At 68.0% G+C, this 18,045-nt stretch carries 17 protein-coding genes and 3 tRNA genes; 12 read left to right on the top strand and 8 right to left on the bottom strand.

Annotated elements, in window-relative coordinates; all coding sequences use genetic code 11:
• Positions 1 to 423, top strand: coding sequence for a type IV pilin protein (locus E1B00_RS09580; protein ID WP_139448148.1), 423 nt, complete (start codon positions 1 to 3; stop codon positions 421 to 423).
• A gap of 135 nt (positions 424 to 558) precedes the next feature.
• Here E1B00_RS09580 and E1B00_RS09575 read toward each other — a convergent pair.
• Both E1B00_RS09575 and E1B00_RS15700 read right to left on the bottom strand, forming a co-directional pair.
• Positions 559 to 635: transfer RNA gene (locus E1B00_RS09575), tRNA-Asn, on the bottom strand.
• Positions 636 to 685: 50 nt separating this feature from the next.
• Positions 686 to 1,225, bottom strand: coding sequence for a GspH/FimT family pseudopilin (locus E1B00_RS15700; RefSeq protein WP_181953160.1), 540 nt, complete (start codon positions 1,223 to 1,225; stop codon positions 686 to 688).
• Between the two features lie 148 nt (positions 1,226 to 1,373).
• Here E1B00_RS15700 and uvrB point away from each other — a divergent pair, with 148 nt between their 5' ends.
• Together uvrB and E1B00_RS09560 are read left to right on the top strand one after the other, a co-directional pair.
• The gene (gene uvrB / locus E1B00_RS09565) at positions 1,374 to 3,389 is read left to right on the top strand and encodes an excinuclease ABC subunit UvrB (protein ID WP_139448144.1); all 2,016 of its coding nucleotides are present in this window, start codon (positions 1,374 to 1,376) and stop codon (positions 3,387 to 3,389) included.
• 87 nt (positions 3,390 to 3,476) lie between these two features.
• Positions 3,477 to 3,551: transfer RNA gene (locus E1B00_RS09560), tRNA-Val, on the top strand.
• A 61-nt stretch (positions 3,552 to 3,612) separates the two neighbouring features.
• Here the strand turns inward: E1B00_RS09560 and E1B00_RS09555 are convergent.
• Positions 3,613 to 4,347: a sulfotransferase-like domain-containing protein gene (locus E1B00_RS09555; RefSeq protein ID WP_139448142.1), complete on the bottom strand. Its 735-nt coding sequence runs from the start codon at positions 4,345 to 4,347 to the stop codon at positions 3,613 to 3,615.
• The gene (locus tag E1B00_RS09550; RefSeq protein WP_139448139.1) at positions 4,344 to 5,279 is read right to left on the bottom strand and encodes an aminotransferase class IV; all 936 of its coding nucleotides are present in this window, start codon (positions 5,277 to 5,279) and stop codon (positions 4,344 to 4,346) included. Before E1B00_RS09550 ends, E1B00_RS09555 begins: the two co-directional genes overlap by 4 nt.
• A 274-nt stretch (positions 5,280 to 5,553) precedes the next feature.
• On the opposite strand from E1B00_RS09550, the gene thrS reads away from it, so the two are divergent.
• The 9 genes from thrS (at position 5,554) to E1B00_RS09505 (ending at position 13,122) form a co-directional block, all read left to right on the top strand.
• Positions 5,554 to 7,461, top strand: a complete 1,908-nt coding sequence (gene thrS / locus E1B00_RS09545) for a threonine--tRNA ligase (protein ID WP_139448137.1) — start codon at positions 5,554 to 5,556, stop codon at positions 7,459 to 7,461.
• Between the two features lie 42 nt (positions 7,462 to 7,503).
• A complete protein-coding gene (gene infC / locus E1B00_RS09540; protein ID WP_139448135.1) occupies positions 7,504 to 8,031 on the top strand; it encodes a translation initiation factor IF-3 in 528 nt (175 codons plus the stop codon).
• A gap of 244 nt (positions 8,032 to 8,275) precedes the next feature.
• Complete coding sequence (gene rpmI, locus E1B00_RS09535) at positions 8,276 to 8,479, top strand: 50S ribosomal protein L35 (RefSeq protein WP_026816738.1); 204 nt, start codon at positions 8,276 to 8,278, stop codon at positions 8,477 to 8,479.
• A 12-nt stretch (positions 8,480 to 8,491) separates the two neighbouring features.
• Entirely contained in the window at positions 8,492 to 8,851 is a 360-nt protein-coding gene (gene rplT, locus E1B00_RS09530) for a 50S ribosomal protein L20 (RefSeq protein ID WP_139448133.1), read from the top strand.
• Between the two features lie 104 nt (positions 8,852 to 8,955).
• Positions 8,956 to 9,951, top strand: a complete 996-nt coding sequence (gene pheS / locus E1B00_RS09525; RefSeq protein ID WP_139448131.1) for a phenylalanine--tRNA ligase subunit alpha — start codon at positions 8,956 to 8,958, stop codon at positions 9,949 to 9,951.
• On the top strand, positions 9,948 to 12,320 hold the full coding sequence (pheT, locus tag E1B00_RS09520) for a phenylalanine--tRNA ligase subunit beta (protein ID WP_139448128.1): 2,373 nt from the start codon (positions 9,948 to 9,950) through the stop codon (positions 12,318 to 12,320). The genes pheS and pheT overlap by 4 nt, the downstream gene beginning before the upstream one ends.
• 35 nt (positions 12,321 to 12,355) lie before the next feature.
• Positions 12,356 to 12,655 (top strand): integration host factor subunit alpha, encoded by a 300-nt coding sequence (locus tag E1B00_RS09515; RefSeq protein WP_139448126.1) that lies wholly within the window; start codon positions 12,356 to 12,358, stop codon positions 12,653 to 12,655.
• Positions 12,636 to 12,992 carry a MerR family transcriptional regulator gene (locus E1B00_RS09510; protein ID WP_139448124.1) on the top strand — a complete coding sequence of 119 codons (357 nt, stop codon included), beginning with the start codon at positions 12,636 to 12,638 and terminating at the stop codon, positions 12,990 to 12,992. Before E1B00_RS09515 ends, E1B00_RS09510 begins: the two co-directional genes overlap by 20 nt.
• Positions 12,993 to 13,045: 53 nt before the next feature.
• Positions 13,046 to 13,122: transfer RNA gene (locus E1B00_RS09505), tRNA-Pro, on the top strand.
• A gap of 72 nt (positions 13,123 to 13,194) precedes the next feature.
• Here E1B00_RS09505 and E1B00_RS09500 read toward each other — a convergent pair.
• The 4 genes from E1B00_RS09500 to E1B00_RS09485 form a co-directional block, all read right to left on the bottom strand.
• Positions 13,195 to 15,147, bottom strand: coding sequence for an AsmA family protein (locus tag E1B00_RS09500; protein ID WP_139448122.1), 1,953 nt, complete (start codon positions 15,145 to 15,147; stop codon positions 13,195 to 13,197).
• 137 nt (positions 15,148 to 15,284) lie between these two features.
• Entirely contained in the window at positions 15,285 to 17,075 is a 1,791-nt protein-coding gene (locus E1B00_RS09495) for an acyl-CoA dehydrogenase C-terminal domain-containing protein (RefSeq protein WP_139448120.1), read from the bottom strand.
• A gap of 19 nt (positions 17,076 to 17,094) precedes the next feature.
• On the bottom strand, positions 17,095 to 17,559 hold the full coding sequence (locus E1B00_RS09490) for an LEA/WHy family protein (protein ID WP_139448118.1): 465 nt from the start codon (positions 17,557 to 17,559) through the stop codon (positions 17,095 to 17,097).
• A 98-nt stretch (positions 17,560 to 17,657) separates the two neighbouring features.
• Entirely contained in the window at positions 17,658 to 18,044 is a 387-nt protein-coding gene (locus E1B00_RS09485) for a hypothetical protein (RefSeq protein WP_139448116.1), read from the bottom strand.
• Between the last annotated feature and the right edge of the window lies 1 nt (position 18,045).

Raw genomic sequence — 18,045 nt, 5'->3', positions numbered from 1 at the left:
ATGACGATTTCCCTGCCGAGGCAGCGCGGCTTTACGCTGATCGAACTCATGATCGTCGTCGTGATCATCGCCGTGCTGGCTGCGATCGCGCTGCCCGCGTACCAGCAGCATGTCATCACGACGCGCCGGGCCACCGCGGCGGCCTGCCTGACCGAAATGGCGCAGTTCATGGAGCGGCATTACACCGACAACCTGACCTATGTGGGCGGCAACCCGGCTACGGCGACGTTCCAGTGCCGGGACGACCTGGTGGGGCAGTACACGTTCGCCTTCGTCGGCGCAGTGACGGCGACGGGCTTTACCCTCGGAGCCACTCCGCAAGGCAGGCAGGCAACGCGCGACACCGCGTGCGGCTCGCTGCGCATGAACCAGGCAGGCACCAAGACCGTGACGGGTTCGGCCGGCGTTTCCACCTGCTGGTGAATCCAGACGACCGGATGTGAAAAGGCCCGCAGCGATGCGGGCCTTTTCATTTGTGCGGGTTGAAGCTCAGCTCCGTGGGCTTTGCGGCCCGGAAACAAAAAGGGCCTGCGATTCCTCGCAAGCCCTTGATAAAACTGGCGCCCGAAGTTGGACTCGAACCAACGACCCCCTGATTAACAGTCAAGTGCTCTAACCGGCTGAGCTATTCGGGCGAGGCTGGGCATTTTAAGCTTCTGGGCCCTTGGGTCAAGCCCTTGCGCGCTCAGGGCGCGATGGGGCAGGGCGTATCCGGGGCCTTGATGTGCCGGCTCCGGGGCCTTCCGGCCAGGTTCACGATCACGTCGCCGGCATGTCTCGGCAGCGGACCGGCGCAGACGCGCAGGGTCAGGTTGTTGCCCCCGGACCATCCGCTGGGCTGGTACCGAACCCGGTGCCGGCCCTGGGTGCTGCGGATCACGATGCCCCGGCCCGGTCCCGATTCATGCCGCAGGATGGCATCGGCATGGCCTGGCTGCCCTTCGCGTCCGGGGTCGAGATAGACCAGCCAGCCTTCGTCCCAGACCAGATCGGTCCGGCAATGCCGGCCATCGGCGCTGGGGCAGACCGTGACCGGCGCGCCGCGGGCGATGGCTGCCATGCGTGCGCTCATCAGCGAGGCCGTCAGGGCATGGAAGCTGTTGATGATCCTGACACGCTCGACGATGGAGGCGAACCCCGGCAGGGCGAGCCCGAGCAGGATGGCCAGCAGCGCCAGGCAGATCATCAGTTCCGTGATGGTGAAGCCGCGCAGTCGCTGGCGCATCGTCGATCCCGGGAAGTGGCACCCGCACAGGGTCCATGCAGTCGGGCTCTCCGGGCATCGGCGTAGTCCTGCCCTGCCGTAGGAACGCGCCGTGACCGGAGTCAGGCTCTGGCTATACTTGTCAGTCCCCTGTCGCGAGGTCGTTGCCATGTCCGACCGATTCGAGCTGATCGCCCCCTACCAGCCCGCCGGCGACCAGCCGCAGGCGATCCGACGCCTGGTGGACGGATTCGAGGCGGGCCTGGCCCAGCAGACCCTGCTCGGCGTCACCGGCTCGGGCAAGACCTACACCATCGCCAACGTCATCGAGGCGGTGCAGAAACCGACCCTGGTGCTGGCCCCGAACAAGACCCTGGCGGCCCAGCTCTACGGCGAGTTCAAGTCCTTCTTCCCGCACAACGCGGTCGAATATTTCGTCAGCTACTACGACTACTACCAGCCCGAGGCCTACATCCCGAGCACCGACACCTTCATCGAGAAGGACAGCAACATCAACGAGCACATCGAGCAGATGCGCCTGTCGGCGACCAAGGCCCTGCTCGAGCGCCGCGATGCGGTGGTGGTGGCCAGCGTCTCGGCCATCTATGGCCTGGGCGACCCGAACGAGTATTTCCGGATGGTCCTGCACCTGGTCAAGGGCGACCGCATCGACCAGCGCGAGCTGATTCGCCGCCTCACCGAGATGCAGTACAGCCGAAACGAAACCGAGCTGGTGCGCGGCGCCTTCCGGGTGCGCGGCGAGACGGTGGACGTGCATCCGGCCGAGTCCGAGATCGAGGCCCTGCGCATCCAGCTGTTCGACGGCGAGATCGAGGGCGTGTCGCTGTTCGACCCGCTCACCGGACACGTGACCCGCAAGCTGCAGCGCTACACCCTGTATCCGAAGTCGCATTACGTGACGACCCGGCGCACGGTGCTCGACGCCATCGAGACCATCAAGGTCGAGTTCAGCGCCCGCATGGAGGAGCTGTACAAAGCCAACAAGCTGGTCGAGGCGCAGCGCCTGCAGCAGCGCACCATGTACGACCTCGAGATGATGGCCGAGGTCGGCTTCTGCTCGGGCATCGAGAACTACAGCCGGCACCTCACCGGCCAGATGCCCGGCGAGCCGCCGCCCTGCCTGTTCGATTACCTGCCGCCGGATGCGCTGCTGGTGGTGGACGAGTCGCACGTCACCGTCCCGCAGCTGGGCGCCATGTACAAGGGCGACCGTTCGCGCAAGGAAACTCTGGTGGAATTCGGATTCCGGCTGCCGTCGGCCCTGGACAACCGGCCGCTGAAGTTCGAGGAGTGGGAGCGCCGCGCGCCGCGCAGCATCTTCGTCTCGGCCACGCCGGGCAAGTACGAGCTGGAGAAGTCCGGCGACCAGGTGGTCGAACTGCTGGTTCGCCCGACGGGCCTGATCGACCCGGAGGTCGAGATCCGCCCGGTCGCCACACAGGTCGACGACGTGCTGTCGGAGATCAACGCCCGCGTGAAGATCGGTGACCGCGTGCTGATCACCACGCTCACCAAGAAGATGGCCGAGAACCTCACCGACTACCTGTCCGAGCACGACGTCAAGGTCCGCTACCTGCACAGCGACGTGGACACGGTGGAGCGCGTCGAGATCATCCGCGACCTGCGCCTGGGCGTGTTCGACGTGCTGGTCGGCATCAACCTGCTGCGCGAGGGCCTGGACATGCCCGAGGTTTCGCTGGTGGCGATCCTGGACGCCGACAAGGAAGGCTTCCTGCGCTCCACCGGTTCGCTGATCCAGACCATCGGCCGCGCCGCCCGCAACGTCCGCGGCAAGGCCATCCTCTACGCCGACCGCATCACCAATTCGATGAAGGCCGCGATCGACGAAACCGACCGCCGTCGCCAGCGCCAGGTGGACTACAACGCCGAACACGGCATCACCCCGACCTCGATCGTGCGTGCGGTCATGGACGTCATGGAGGGGGCCCGCAGCGAGCCCGAGGACGTGCGCGGCCGCGGCAAGGGCCGCCGGGTGGCGGAGGAGGGCACCGACTACGCGACGATGGACCCGGGCCAGCTCGCGGCACGCCTGAAACAGCTGGAGGCCCGCATGCACAAACACGCCCAGGACCTGGAGTTCGAGGAGGCGGCCAAGGTCCGCGACGAGATCCACCGGCTCCGGACCCAGGGCCTGATGGCCTGAAACCCGCGCCCCGCGGGCCTCTGCGGCCCGGGGCCGCGCCGCCGTTGCCGCGGCTCGGGGTCCGTTGCTATACTTCGCGCCCCTTATGGGCGGTTAGCTCAGCGGTAGAGCACTACCTTGACATGGTAGGGGTCACAGGTTCGAAACCTGTACCGCCCACCACCTTCCCCGCGAAGGTGACAGAAGGACGCAACGGCCAGGCACTTGCCTGGCCGTTCTGCTTTCAGGCGACCGGCATCCGGTGCGCGCGCAGCCGCTCGTAAACCGGACGGCAGGCGTCCGCGACCGCCAGGGCCGCGCCCGTCAGGCCGGTTTCCCGCGCGCGCCACGGCTCGAAGCCCGTGGACTTCCAGACGGCGTCGTACCAGTACGGTGCCCAGATGCCGTCGCTGTCGCGGGGCCCCGGGGGCCAGGACAACATACGGTCCGAATAGGGAATGCCCAGCCGTGCGCAGAGCGCGCGCAGGTGTGGCCCGGGCGCCTGCAGGAAATCACCGGCGTCGATCACCGGTGGCGCTTCGCCCAGGCGGTCGCAGAGCCGGTCGAACAGGCGGCCCTGCTGGGGCAGGCCGATGTCGTCCGGCGTCACGGTGGCGCGGGACTTGAGATAAGAGGACACGACCTCGGATGGATCGCGGACCAGGAAGACGTTCGTGAGACCGAACACCCAGTCCACCGGCATGTCCGGCAGCAGGTGGTGGCTCATGTGCTTCTGGTACCAGAGGGGCCGGCCGCCGGGGATGGGGCCGGTCATCGCCGCCACGACCTTGCGCCAGTCGGTCTCGCCGTCCGCGATCACCTCGTCGCGGCCCGGATGGTCCAGGCCGGTTTCCGCGAGGTAGGCGGCGTACAGCGGTTCGTCGCTGACCACGCAGTCCTCGCGGTTCTCCCAGGCCCGCATCATCGCCGTCGAGATGTTGCGCGGGCCGCTCCACATCGCGATCCGCAGGCCGCTCATGCCAGGCGCTCCGCCGCGCGAAGCAGCACGTCGCGCTGCACCAGTTCGCGATACAGGCCCTGCAGCCGCGCGACCATCGGCCCCGGCCTGCCGTCTCCGATCTCCCGGCCGTCGATCGAACGCACCGGCACCACGCCGGCGAAGGTGCCCGTGGTGAAGGCCTCTTCGGCCGAATAAGCCTGGGCCAGGGTGAAGTTCTTCTCGAAGCAGGGGATGCCGGCCTCGCGGCAGACCCGCAGCACGTTGGCGCGGGTGATGCCGGCCAGGCAGTAGTCGCCGGTCGAGGTCCACACCTCGCCCTTGCGGACGATGAAGAAGTGGGTCGAGTTGCAGGTGGCGACGAAGCCGTGCGGGTCCAGCATCAGCGCCTCGTCGGCGCCGGCGGTATAGGCCTGGATGCAGGCGGTGATGCAGTTGAGCTTGCTGTGGCTGTTGAGTTTTGGGTCCTGCACGTCCGGGTAGCCTCGGCGCACGTGCGCTGTGAACAGGGTCAGGCCGGTGGCCACGGTTTCGGGCTTGGCGGTCTTGAACTCCGGGATGATCACGATGGTGCCGGGGCCGACGGTCACGCGCGGGTCCTGGTAGGGCGTGCGCTTCACGCCCCGGGTGACCATCAGGCGCAGGTGCACGCCGTCGTGCATGCCGTTGGCGGCCAGGGTTTCGCGGATGGCGCGGGTGAGCCCGGCGCGGTCCAGGCCGATGTCCATGGCGATCGCCTTGGCGCCCTCGAACAGCCGGTCCAGGTGCTCGTCCAGGAACACCGGCTGCCCCGAGACCACCCGCAGCCCCTCCCAGACCCCGTCGCCCAGCACGAAGCCGCTGTCGAACACCGACACCGTGGCCTCGGCCCGGGGCTTGAGCTGGCCGTTGATCCAGATGCGGATGTCGGCGTTTCGGGGGTCGTCGTGGAAATCGTGGATGCTCTGCGCCATGTGCGAAATCCCGGTGGGCCTGGGTCCGAGTCTAGCCGGAAACGCCTGAATTCATTGACTTTCAGCGGCCCCGGCCCTACCTTTGCACCGTCACGGCAAAAACAAGGTGGCCCCGGGAAACCGGCGCCGAGCGTGCGACATGAGCACTACCGCCCTTCACTGATCGCGCCGACCAGGTCCCGCATCCGCGAAGGGCGCCTGGCGCCCTTTTTTCTTGCCCGCCGCCATCCAGCCAGACCCGCCGCCCTTCCGGCGCGGGAGCAACGAGAGCCCCATGATCAACATCACGCTTCCCGACGGCAGCCGCCGCCCGTTCGAACATCCCGTCAGCGTCGCTGAGGTCGCGCTGTCCATCGGCCCAGGCCTGGCCAAGGCCGCGCTGGGCGGCAAGGTCGACGGCAAGCTGGTGGACGCCAGCTTCCGCATCGACCACGACGCCGCACTCGAGATCGTCACCGACAAACATCCCGACGCCCTGGACGTGCTGCGCCACTCCACCGCGCACCTGCTGGCCCAGGCCGTGCAGCGCCTGTTCCCCGGCACCCAGGTCACCATCGGCCCGGTCATCGACAACGGCTTCTACTACGACTTCGCCTACGAGCGCCCGTTCACGCCCGAGGACCTGCCGGCCATCGAGGCCGAGATGCTCAAGATCGTGAAGGAAGCGCTGCCGGTCACCCGCAGCGTGAAGTCGCGCGACGAGGCCGTGGCCTTCTTCAAGGGCATCGGCGAGCACTACAAGGCCGAGATCATTCAATCGATCCCGGCCAGCGAAGACCTGTCGCTGTACACGCAGGGCGAGTTCACCGACCTGTGTCGCGGCCCGCACGTGCCGGGCACCGACAAGCTGCGCGCGTTCAAGCTGATGAAGGTCGCCGGCGCCTACTGGCGCGGCGACAGCAACAACCAGATGCTCAGCCGCATCTACGGCACCGCGTGGCTCAACGACAAGGACCTCAAGGCTTACCTCACCCAGCTCGAGGAAGCCGAGAAGCGCGACCACCGCAAGATCGGCAAGCAGCTCGACCTGTTCCACATCCAGGAAGAGGCCCCGGGCCTGGTGTTCTGGCACCCCAAGGGCTGGCAGCTCTGGCAGGTGGTCGAGCAGTACATGCGCAAGGTCTACCGCGCTTCCGGCTACCAGGAAGTGCGCTGCCCGCAGATCCTCGACGTGTCCCTGTGGAAGAAGTCCGGCCACTGGGACAACTACAAGGAAAACATGTTCTTCACCGAGTCGGAGAAGCGCACCTATGCGCTCAAGCCGATGAACTGCCCGGGCCACGTGCAGGTGTTCAACCAGGGCCTGCACAGCTACCGCGACCTGCCGATCCGCTACGGCGAGTTCGGCGCCTGCCATCGCAACGAGCCCTCGGGCGCGCTGCACGGCATCCTGCGCGTGCGCGGCTTCACCCAGGACGACGGCCACATCTTCTGCACCGAGGACCAGATCGAGTCCGAGGTCACCGCCTTCCACCAGCAGGCGCTGAAGGTGTACGAGCACTTCGGTTTCCAGGACGTGCAGATCAAGATCGCCCTGCGCCCGGAAAACCGGCTGGGCGACGACGCCACCTGGGACAAGGCCGAGGCCGCCCTGCGCGCCGCCCTGTCGGCCTGCGGCGTGGCCTGGGAGGAGCTGCCGGGCGAGGGCGCCTTCTACGGCCCGAAGATCGAGTACCACCTCAAGGACGCCATCGGCCGCACCTGGCAGCTGGGCACCATGCAGGTCGACTTCATGATGCCGGGCCGCCTGGGTGCCGAATACGTGGACGACACCTCGGCCAAGCGGCACCCGGTGATGCTGCATCGCGCCATCGTCGGTTCGATGGAGCGGTTCATCGGCATCCTGGTCGAGAACCACGCCGGCGCCTTCCCGGCCTGGCTGTCCCCGGTCCAGGCCGTGGTCATGAACATCACCGACGCCCAGTCCGACTGGGTCGAGACCGTCCGGAAAACCCTTGAGAATCAAGGCTTCCGGGTCAAGGCCGATTTGCGGAACGAGAAGATCGGCTATAAGATCCGCGAGCACACGATGCAGAAAGTCCCGTACCTGCTGGTGGTTGGCGACCGCGAGAAGGAAAATGGGATGATTGCGGTGCGCACGCGGTCCGGGGAGGACCTGGGGTCGATGGCTCTGGAAGACTTCATCGCCCGGCTGCATGCGGAGAATGGCCCGGTTGCCTGATGCAGGCGGCCGGATCGGATCGGACAACATAGGAACAAGCGAATCAATACTTCATCTTCTGACAAGGGCAACCGTAAGAACCTCGAGATCCGGGTCCCGCGCGTACGCGTGATCGGCCTGGATGGCGAGATGGTCGGTGTGCTGACGCGCGACGAAGCGCTCGCGCTGGCCGAGGAATCCGGCGTCGACCTGGTGGAAATCCAGCCGACCGCGGATCCGCCGGTCTGCCGCATCATGGATTACGGCAAGTACAAGTTCGACCTGCAGAAGAAGGCGAACGCCGCCAAGAAGAAGCAGAAGATCGTCGAGATCAAGGAACTCAAGTTCCGCCCGACCACCGACGATGGCGACTACAACATCAAGCTCCGCAACCTGCGCCGCTTCCTGGAAGAGGGCGACAAGGTCAAGGTCAACATCCGCTTCAAGGGCCGCGAGATGGCCCACCAGGAGCTGGGTCTGGAAATGGCCAAGCGCATCGAGCTCGACCTGGGCGACGAAGTGATCATCGAGCAGCGCCCGCGCCTGGAAGGCCGCCAGATGATCATGATGGTCGCGCCCAAGAAGAAGTGACCCCGGCCGGGCGGCTCGCCCGGCTTGCCCAAGTCACTGCTTTTCCTGCATAATTCGCGGCCCACCGGGATTCCGGTGGGTCCCCGGTGCGGTTCCCGGGCCCAGTCCATCGGGCAGAACCGTCATGGACCTGTCATAGATTCTTCGCGGAATCAAAGACTTACAAGCCGGCACGGGCAGGACGGAAAGTGTGGCGCGAGCCACCGCCCAGGCCAGTAATCAAGAAAACCCCAAAGGGACGACCATGGCCAAGATCAAGATCAAGACCAATCGGGCGGCCGCCAAGCGCTTCCGGAAGACCGCTTCCGGCAAGTACAAGGCTGGCCACGCCAACCGTAGCCACATCCTCACCAAGAAGGCGACCAAGCGGAAGCGCAATCTCCGGCAGACGAACCACGTTCGTGCCGAAGACGCGGGCCGTCTGGACCGCATGCTGCCGTACCTCTGAGGAGAATAGAAAATGGCACGAGTCAAGCGTGGTGTAACGGCGCGCCGCCGTCACAAGAAAATCATCAAGCTCGCGAAGGGCTACTACAACGCCCGCCGCAAGGTGTTCCGCGTCGCCAAGCAGGCCGTCACCAAGGCCCAGCAGTACGCGTACATCGGCCGCAAGCAGAAGAAGCGCCAGTTCCGCAGCCTGTGGATCGTCCGCATCAATGCGGCCGCCCGTCTGCACGGCCTGAGCTACAGCCGCTTCATGAACGGACTGCTGAAGGCGAACGTCACCCTGGACCGCAAGGCCCTGGCCGACATCGCCATCCACGACCCGGCCGCGTTTAGCGCGATCGCCGAGCAGGCCAAGCGCGCTCTCGCCGCGTAAGGCCACCGTCCGGAGCGAGCGATCGCCTTCGGACAGAATGGAGAGGGGAAGGGCGAGAGTCCTTCCCCTTTCTGCTTTCCGGGACCCGAACTTCTGAGTCGAGCATGTCCGACATCGAATCCCTGACCCGATCGGCCCTGGCCGACATCCAATCCGCCGCCAGCCTCGACGCGCTCGACGCCCTGCGCGTCTCGCTGCTCGGCAAGTCCGGCAGCATCACCGGCCAGCTCAAGCAGCTCGGCGCCCTGGCCCCGGAGCAGCGCAAGCTCGCCGGCGAAGCGGTGAACCGCGCCAAGGACACGCTGGCCGAGGCCCTGTCGGCGCGCAAGGCCGATCTGGAGTCCGCCGCGCTGGCGCAGCGCCTGGCTTCCGAGACCATCGACGTCACGCTGCCGGGCCGCGGTTTCGCGCCGGGCAACCTGCATCCGGTCTCGCGCACGCTCGAGCGCATCACCGACATCTTCGCGCGTCTGGGCTACCAGCTGGCCGACGGTCCGGAGATCGAGGACGACCACCACAACTTCGAGGCGCTGAACTTCCCGCCGCACCACCCGGCGCGCGCCATGCACGACACCTTCTATTTCCCGGACGGCCGCCTGCTGCGCACGCACACCAGCGGCGTGCAGGTGCGCTTCATGGGGGCGAACAAGCCGCCGCTGCGCATGATCGCCGCCGGCAAGGTCTACCGCAGCGACAGCGACCAGACCCACACGCCGATGTTCCACCAGGTCGAAGGCCTGCTGGTGGACGAGACCTCGAGCTTCGCCGACCTCAAGGGCACGCTGGCCGAATTCGTGCGCGCCTTCTTCGAGCGCGATTTCGAGATGCGCTTCCGCCCGAGCTATTTCCCCTTCACCGAACCTTCGGCGGAAGTGGACATAGCCTGGCAGCAGCCCGACGGCAGCACGCGCTGGCTCGAGGTGCTGGGCTGCGGCATGGTGCATCCGAACGTGCTGCGCGCCTGCGGCATCGACCCGGAGAAGTACACCGGCTTCGCCTTCGGCCTGGGCGTGGAGCGTTTCGCCATGCTGCGCTACGGCGTCAACGACCTGCGCAGCTTCTTCGAGAATGACGCACGCTTCCTGAGGCAATTCGCATGAAGTTCCCCGAAAGCTGGCTGCGCGAGCACGTCACCGTCGCCGCCTCGCGCGATGAACTTTCCGCGCGCCTGACCGCCATCGGCCTGGAGGTCGAGGACGCGCAGGTGATCGGCGAGGGCCTCGACGGCGTGGTCGTCGCGGAAATCCTGAGCTGCGAGAAACATCCCGAAGCCGACCGCCTGCAGGTCTGCCAGGTCGCCACCGGCGCCGGCACGGTGCAGATCGTCTGCGGCGCGCCGAATGCGCGCCCGGGCCTGAAGGCGCCGCTGGCCCAGGTTGGCGCCAACCTGCCGGGCGGCATCGCGATCAAGGCGGCGAAACTGCGCGGCGTGGATTCGCAGGGCATGTTGTGTTCGGCCAAGGAGCTGGGCGTGGATCCGGATGCCTCCGGCCTGCTCGAGCTGCCGGCCGACGCGCCGGTCGGCACGAAACTGGCGGATTTCCTGGGCCTGCCCGACGCCGCGTTTGAACTCAAGCTCACGCCCAACCGCGCCGACTGCTTCAGCGTGCGTGGCGTCGCCTTCGACGTCGCCGCCGCGCTCGGTGCCCAGGTCAACGCGCTGCAGATCCCGGAAGCCGCCGTCGCCACGCCGGCCGCGTTCGCGGTCGAACTGGCGGCCGGCGCCGATACCCCGCGTTTCTGCGGTCGCGTGATCGAAGGGCTGGACCCGTCGGCGAAATCGCCGCTGTGGATGACCGAGCGGCTCAAGCGCGCCGGCCTGCGCCCGATCAGCCCGCTGGTGGACATCACCAACTACGTGATGCTCGAACTCGGCCAGCCGCTGCACGCCTTCGATGCCGACAAGCTGACCGGCCCGATCGTCGTGCGCCACGCGCGCCAGGGCGAAACCCTGAAACTGCTGGACGAGCGCGAGGTCGCGCTCGATCCCGGCTTCCTGGTCGTCACCGACGCCGGCCGCGCGGTCGCGCTGGGCGGCATCATGGGCGGCTGGGACACCCGCGTCACCGAAACCACCACGCGCGTGTTCTTCGAGGCCGCGCACTGGCGCCCGAGCGCCATCATCGGCCGCGCCCGCAAGCTGGGCATGCACACCGATGCCGGCCACCGTTTCGAGCGCGGCGTCGATCCCGAGCTGCCGCGTTACGCGGTGGAGCGGGCAACCGCGCTGGCCCTGCAGATCATGGGCGGCCGGGCCGGGCCGATGACCGAAACCACGCTGCCGCAGCACCTCGCGGCGCCCGTCGCCGTGACGCTGCGCCGCCAGCGCCTGGCGCGCGTGCTCGGTCTGGCCGTGGCCGATGCCGAAGTCGAGCGCATCCTGCGCGCGCTCGGTATGCAGGTCACCGCCACGGCGGAGGGCTGGTCGGTGGTTCCGCCGACGCGCCGGTTCGACATCGCGATCGAGGAAGACCTGATCGAGGAAGTCGCCCGCATCCACGGCTACGACCGCATCCCGACCACCACGCCGACCGGCCAGGTCAGCCTGGTGGCGCCCAGCGAAACCCGGGTCGAGGAGTGCGTGCTGCGCCGCCAGCTGACCGGCCGCGATTTCCTCGAGGCGATCAACTACGCCTTCGTCGATGCCCGCACGCTGGCGACCTGGCAGCTCGAGGCCGGCGCCGTGGCGCTCGCCAATCCGCTCAGCGCCGACCTCGGCGTGATGCGCACGGCCCTGCTGCCCGGCCTGGTCGACGCCCTGGCGCGCAACCGCGCCCGCCAGCAGAACCGCGTGCGCCTGTTCGAGCTGGGCAAGGTATTCCACCTTGCCGACGGCGCCGCGCCGCGCGAGACCCGGCGCATCGCCGCCGTGGCCTGCGGCCCGCAGGCCGCCGAACAGTGGGCCGGCGACAGCCGCGAGGTCGACTTCTTCGACCTCAAGGCCGAGGTCGAGGCCCTGCTGGCCCTGGCTGGCGCCCGTGCCGAGTTCCGGGCCGACGCCCGGCCGTTCGGCCATCCGGGCCGCAGCGCCTCGGTCTGGCGCGACGGCCGCGAGATCGGCTGGGTCGGCCACCTGCATCCGGGCCTGGTCCGGGCCCTGGACCTGGAGGGGGAAGTGGTCGGCTTCGAGCTCGACCTCGAGCCCCTGGCTGAACGGTCCGTGCCCCGCGCCGGCGAGCTTTCTCGCTATCCGTCTGTCCGCCGGGACATCGCGCTCGTCGTGCCGGAAACGACCCCCTGGGCGGCCCTGGAGGCCAGCCTGCAGGCGGCCCTGGGCCCGCTGCTGCGCGAGGTCCGGCTGTTCGACCGCTACGTCGGGCCGGGCCTAGACAGCGGGTCAAAGAGTCTGGCTATGGGCTTGATTCTTCAGGACGTTTCACGCACCCTGACTGACCGCGACGCCGACCAGGCCGTCGCCACGGCCCTCGAGGCCCTGGCCAGGGACTGCGGTGCGCGATTGAGGTCGTAACAAACGCCGGCGACGGCGTGAAACAGGGGTGGTAAATGGCATTGACCAAGGCCGAAATGGCCGAGCGCTTGTTCGAAGAAGTCGGTCTGAACAAGCGCGAGGCCAAAGAATTCGTGGACTCCTTCTTCGACGTGTTGAGGGAAGCGCTGGAGCGTGGGCAGCAGGTCAAGCTGTCGGGCTTCGGCAACTTCGACCTGCGCCAGAAGAACCAGCGTCCCGGCCGCAATCCCAAGACCGGTGAGGAGATCCCGATCTCCGCTCGCACCGTGGTCACCTTCCGCCCTGGCCAAAAGCTGAAGGAGCGCGTGGAGGCTTATGCTGGATCCGGGCAGTAACCGAGAACTTCCGCCGATCCCGGCGAAGCGCTACTTCACCATCGGTGAGGTCAGCGAGCTGTGCGACGTCAAGCCGCACGTGCTGCGCTACTGGGAAACCGAGTTCACCAGCCTCAAGCCGGTGAAGCGGCGCGGCAACCGCCGCTATTACCAGCGCCACGACGTGCTGATGATCCGGCAGATCCGCGGTCTGCTGTACGAACAGGGCTATACGATCTCCGGCGCCCGCCAGCGCCTGGAAGGCGAGGCCGGCCGGTCCGAGACCAGCATGTCGGCCCAGATCGTCAAGCAGGTGCGCATGGAGCTGGAAGAAGTCCTGCAGCTGCTGCGCCGCTGAGGCGAAGTTTTCCGTATAATCGCCAGCCCGGCCCCGGCCGGGAAAACACGAATCGGGGCGTAGCGCAGCCTGGTAGCGCACTAGCATGGGGTGCTAGGGGTCGTGAGTTCGAATCTCACCGTCCCGACCAATTCGTGAAGCCTTCCCGAAACCCCACGGGAATGCGAAAGAGGAAACCCGCCCACCGGCGGGTTTCGTCGTTTCAGGGCGCCGGTTTCTCCGCCGGGGCGTCGGCCCCGCGCCCGCAGTCGGCATTTTCGCCCGGGCCGGTCTCGATCAGGGCCAGCAGGGCCGCCGGCGGGGCGACCGCATACAGCGCCGCCGCGGCCGCGCCGCGCAGGAACAGCGGACCGCCCTGCGGTCGGATGCTCGGGTCGAGCAGGGTGCCGCGCACGCGCAGCGGCGAGCGCAGGCTGAAGGGACTCGCGTCCTTTGGGCGCGGCTTGAGCAGCAGGTCCAGGCGCTCGGTGCCCAGGTGGATCTCGCCCTCCGCCAGCAGCAGGGTGTCGGTGGTATCGAAGGCGAAGGCGCGGGTCTGCATCACGCCGTCCTTGACCTTGAAGTCGGCGAAGCCGCAGCGCACCGGCACCACCTTGTCCTTGCCGATCAGGAATTTCAGCGCCTCGGCGATGTCCAGGCCGGCCAGCTCCAGGGTCAGGTTGCTGATGCGGCCCGGGCCCATGGCCACACCGATGTCGCCGTCGGCCGTGGCCATCAGCGCCGCGATCGAATTGCCGTGCCCACCGATGCGGACGCGCCCGCCGACGCGTCCGGTGCTTTCCGGCGCCGCCTTCGGGAAAAGTTTGGGAAGCTCAAGGCGTCTTCCGCGCAGGTCGATGTCGGCGGCGATCGGATCCGACCGCGCATCCAGGTGCACGCGCGCGGCGATGTCGCCGCCGGCGGCGGCGAAGTCGAGCGGATCCAGGCGCAGGTCGCCGCCCACCAGCACCAGGTGCGCGTCCATCGCCTCGAGCGGCAGGCCCGGGGCATTGAGGCGGTTGGCGCGCAGGCGCACGTCGGCGTCCATCGAGCGCAGCTTGGACAGGTCGTAGGTCTTGGCCGGGAACAGGCGGCCGGTGGTGGTCGGCGGGGTCGGGCGGTTGCCTTCGCCCTGGCGCGGCGTACCGCCGATGAAGCCGGCGAGGTCGTCGAAGTCCAGATTTTTCGATACGAGGTCGGCGGTGAGCAGGGTGCGCTCGCGGCCGGTGTCCACGCTGATCTGGCCGGCAAGGTCGGAATCTCCGACCACGCCGCTGACGTCGCGATAGCCCCACACGGCGCCGGTTCGGGTCAGCTTGCCCTCGAGCGAATAGGCCGAAGTGCGCGGGATCGCCAGGCCCAGCAGCGGGTAAAGCTGGGCCATGTCGGCGCCGGCGATCTCGAAGCCCAGGTCGAAATCCTGCAGCTGCAGCGGCCGGTCGAGGCCACCGAAGGCGCGGGCCCGCGTCTTGCCGGCGCGCGCCTCCAGGTCGACGCGGAATCGTTTGCCGTCTTCGGCCAGGGCCAGCGGCGAATCAATGCGGCCCTGAAGCGTGAAGGCATTGCCGCGGTAGCGGCCGTCGCCGGACAGCACCAGCGGCGCCGCGGCGCCCTGCGCGTCGGGCTCGTCCACGCTGCGCACGGCGACGGCCAGGTCGGTGCGCAGTTCCGCCTCGCGCAAGGTGAAGCGTCCGTCCTCGACGTGCAGCTGGTCGATGCGCGGCAGGTCCGCGGGCGTATCGTCGGCTGGCGTTGGGTCGTCGAAATCCCAGTTCGCGCGGCCCTCGGCGTCGCGCTGCAGGTTCAGCACCGGAGACTCCAGCCGTACCGCGGTCAGGTGCCAGTCGCCGCGCAGCATCGGCCACAGCGACCATTCGATCGCCGCGTGGCCGGCGCGGAACATCTCCGGTGTGTCGGCCCAGTCGGCGTTGCCCAGGACCACGCCGTCGGCGATGACGGTCGGACGCATCCAGGCCCAGTCCACGTCGAGGTCGCCCTCGATGCGGAACTCGCGGCCGGTCGCCGCTTCAACGCGGCGTTCGATAGGGCCCTTGAACCAGTTCCAGTCGAACAGCAGCCACAGCAGCAGGAGCAGCAGCGCAAGCAGCGCCAGCGCCTGGTGGCGGCGTCGCGGCGCAGTGCCGTGCTCCTGCGGTGGGGCGGTGCGCGGTTCCATGCCCGGAGTGTAGGCCCGCGCGAACGGAGCCCGGCGAAACCCGATTCCTCGCGTTCATATTTGTCGACGGGACGCGAACGACGCCAAAAAGAAGGGCCTGCCAGGCGGCGGGCCCCCGATGTCGCGCCGCGTCCGGATCAGCTGTCGAACAGCGCCGCGTCCAGCGCGAGCAGGTTGGCGCTGCCGCTGCGCATCGCGGCCGCGTGGGTCTGCGTGCGCGGCAGGATGCGCGCGAAGTAGAAACGCGCGGTCTCGCGCTTGGCGGTCTTGAAGCCCGCGGGGTGGTCGCCGGCCTCGGCCGCCGCCACCGCTTTCGCCCACCAGAACGCCAGCGCGACGTAGCCCGAGTAGAACAGGTAATCCACCGAGGCCGCGCCCACTTCGTCGGCATTGGCCATCGACTTCTTGCCCACTTCCATCGTCAGCTCGCCCCATTGCTTGGCGATCTCGGCCAGCGGCAGCACAAACTCGGTCATCGAGGCGTCGGTGGCGTGCCGGGTGCAGAACTCCTGGATCATCTTCAGGAACATCTGCAGGCCCGCGCCCTGCAGCTGCATGGTCTTGCGGCCCAGCAGGTCCAGGGCCTGGATGCCGGTCGTGCCTTCGTAGATGGTGGTGATGCGGGCATCGCGCGCCAGCTGCTCCATGCCCCATTCGCGCACGTAGCCGTGGCCGCCGAAACACTGCAGCGCGTGGTAGGTGCACTCGTTGCCCCATTCGGTCAGCAGGCCCTTGACAATGGGCGTCAGGAAACCGAGCAGCGTGTCGGCCTGCTTGCGCTCCTCGGCGTCGGTCGAACGCTCGAGCACGTCCACCAGGGTGGCGGCGTGCAGGGCCAGCATGCGGCCGCCTTCGGCGAGGGCCTTGCAGGTGAGCAGCATGCGGCGGATGTCGGGATGCACGATCAGCGGGTCGGCCGGCTTGTCGGGATTCTTGGCGCCCGACAGCGCGCGGCCCTGCAGCCGGTCGCGCGAGTAGGCCAGGGCGTTCTGGTAGGCGCGGTCGATCAGGGCCAGGCCCTGCAGGCCAACGGCGAGACGCGCGGTGTTCATCATGGTGAACATCGCATTGAGGCCCTTGTTCGGCTGGCCGATCAGGTAACCCTGGGCGCCGTCGAAGTTCATCACGCAGGTGACCGAGCCGTGGATGCCCATCTTGTGTTCGATCGAGCCGCAGCGCACCGCGTTGCGCGCGCCGACCGTGCCGTCGCGCGCCACCTGGAACTTGGGCACGATGAACAGCGAGATGCCCTTCACGCCCGCCGGCGCGTCCGGCAGGCGCGCCAGCACCAGGTGCACGATGTTGTCGGTGAAGTCGTGCTCGCCGCCGGTGATGAAGATCTTGGTGCCGGATACCTTGTACGAGCCGTCGGCCTGCGGTTCGGCCTTGGTCTTGAGCAGGCCCAGGTCGGAGCCGCAGTGCGGCTCGGTCAGGCACATCGTGCCGGTCCACTGGCCGGCGATGATGGGCTTGAGGAAGACCTCCTGCTGCCAGGGCTCGCCGTGGTGCTTGAGCGCCTCGGTGGCGCCGTGCGAGAGCAGGGGATAGTTGCCCCAGGCCAGGCAGGCCGCGTCGATCATTTCCTTGAGCGCGGCACCGAAACTTTCCGGCAGGTGCTGGCCGCCGAAGGCCTCGGGCGCGGTCAGCGAACTCCAGCCGCCCTCGACGAACTGCGCATAGGCTTCCTTGAAGCCCGGCGGCGTGGCGACGTCGCCGGTGGCCTTGTCGAACACGCAGCCGGCTTCGTCGCCGACACCGTTGAGCGGGGCCAGCACGGTCTGGGTGAAACGCGCGGCTTCGTCCATCACCGCGTCCAGCAGGTCGCGGGTGGCGTGTTCGGCGCCGAGCTTCTGGTAGAGCTTGTCGGCTTCGATGACGTCGTAGAGCGCGAACTTCATGTCGCGCACGGGGGCGGTGTAGCGGTTCATGCCTGGAATCCTCGGGAAGTCAGCGCAGCACGCCGGTCAGGCCGGGCACGGGGTTGAGGGCGCTGGAGTAGTCGAATGCCTCGTCGGTGCCGTGCTCGCTGCTGGCGATGCGGCCGGTGAGCTGGTAGCGCACCGCGCGACGGTTGGCGAACGCGTCGCTGACCGCGGTGCGCGGGCCCGCGGGCGGTGCGAACACGTGCTGCACGACCTCGATCGAACCGGGGCCGACGCTCATCGCCGGATCGATGTCGATGCGGGTCGTTTCCTGGCCGGCGAGGGTGAGCGTGGCCTGCAGGCGCGAGAAGCGCATCGGCACCGTGCTGAAGTTCTGGACGCGGATATGCACGACCCACTGGCCGTCGTCCTGCACGCGCAGTTCCTGCAGGCTGGCCTGGGGCGGGAAGATGCGCTTGGGCGGGCCGCTGGAGCAGGCGGCGAGCAGGGAAACCAGCAGCAGGGACAGCAGGATCGGAAGCTTGCGCATGGGCGGCACCGGCGGCGTTGGAAACCGCCTGAGCATACCAGCCCGTACGGGCTGGCCGCATGTCCGGTGGGCGCCAGATTGCGGCCGCGCGGCAGGGCTCAGGGCGTGGCCGCGCCCTTGCTGGACATGTCCTGCTCCAGGCGGGCCTGGAACTGCTCGAAGCTCATGCCCAGCGCCGCCACTTCCTTGTCGGCGGCCTCGCGCAGCGGCACGGAGAACACCAGCTGCACCTCGCGTCCCTGCGCGCGCAGCATCGCCGCGGCGCGCTTGATGATGGCCAGCACGTGCGCGGCGCTGTCGGTGTCGCCGACGATCTTGCCGTTCAGGCCCAGTACCCACTGCCCGTCCTTGAACACGATGGCGCCCAGCAGCTTGCCCTTCTCGTCGCGCAGATCGGCGTGCGGCTGGCCCAGGTTTTCGGCCGGGATCGCCTTCGCGAGCTTCTCGCCGGGGGCTTTGTTCGGGGACTTGGAGCGGTTGGACATC

The sequence above is a fragment of the Arenimonas terrae genome (assembly GCF_006265115.1).
GTDB lineage: Bacteria > Pseudomonadota > Gammaproteobacteria > Xanthomonadales > Xanthomonadaceae > Arenimonas > Arenimonas terrae.
This window is presented reverse-complemented; position numbering and strand designations above follow the sequence as displayed.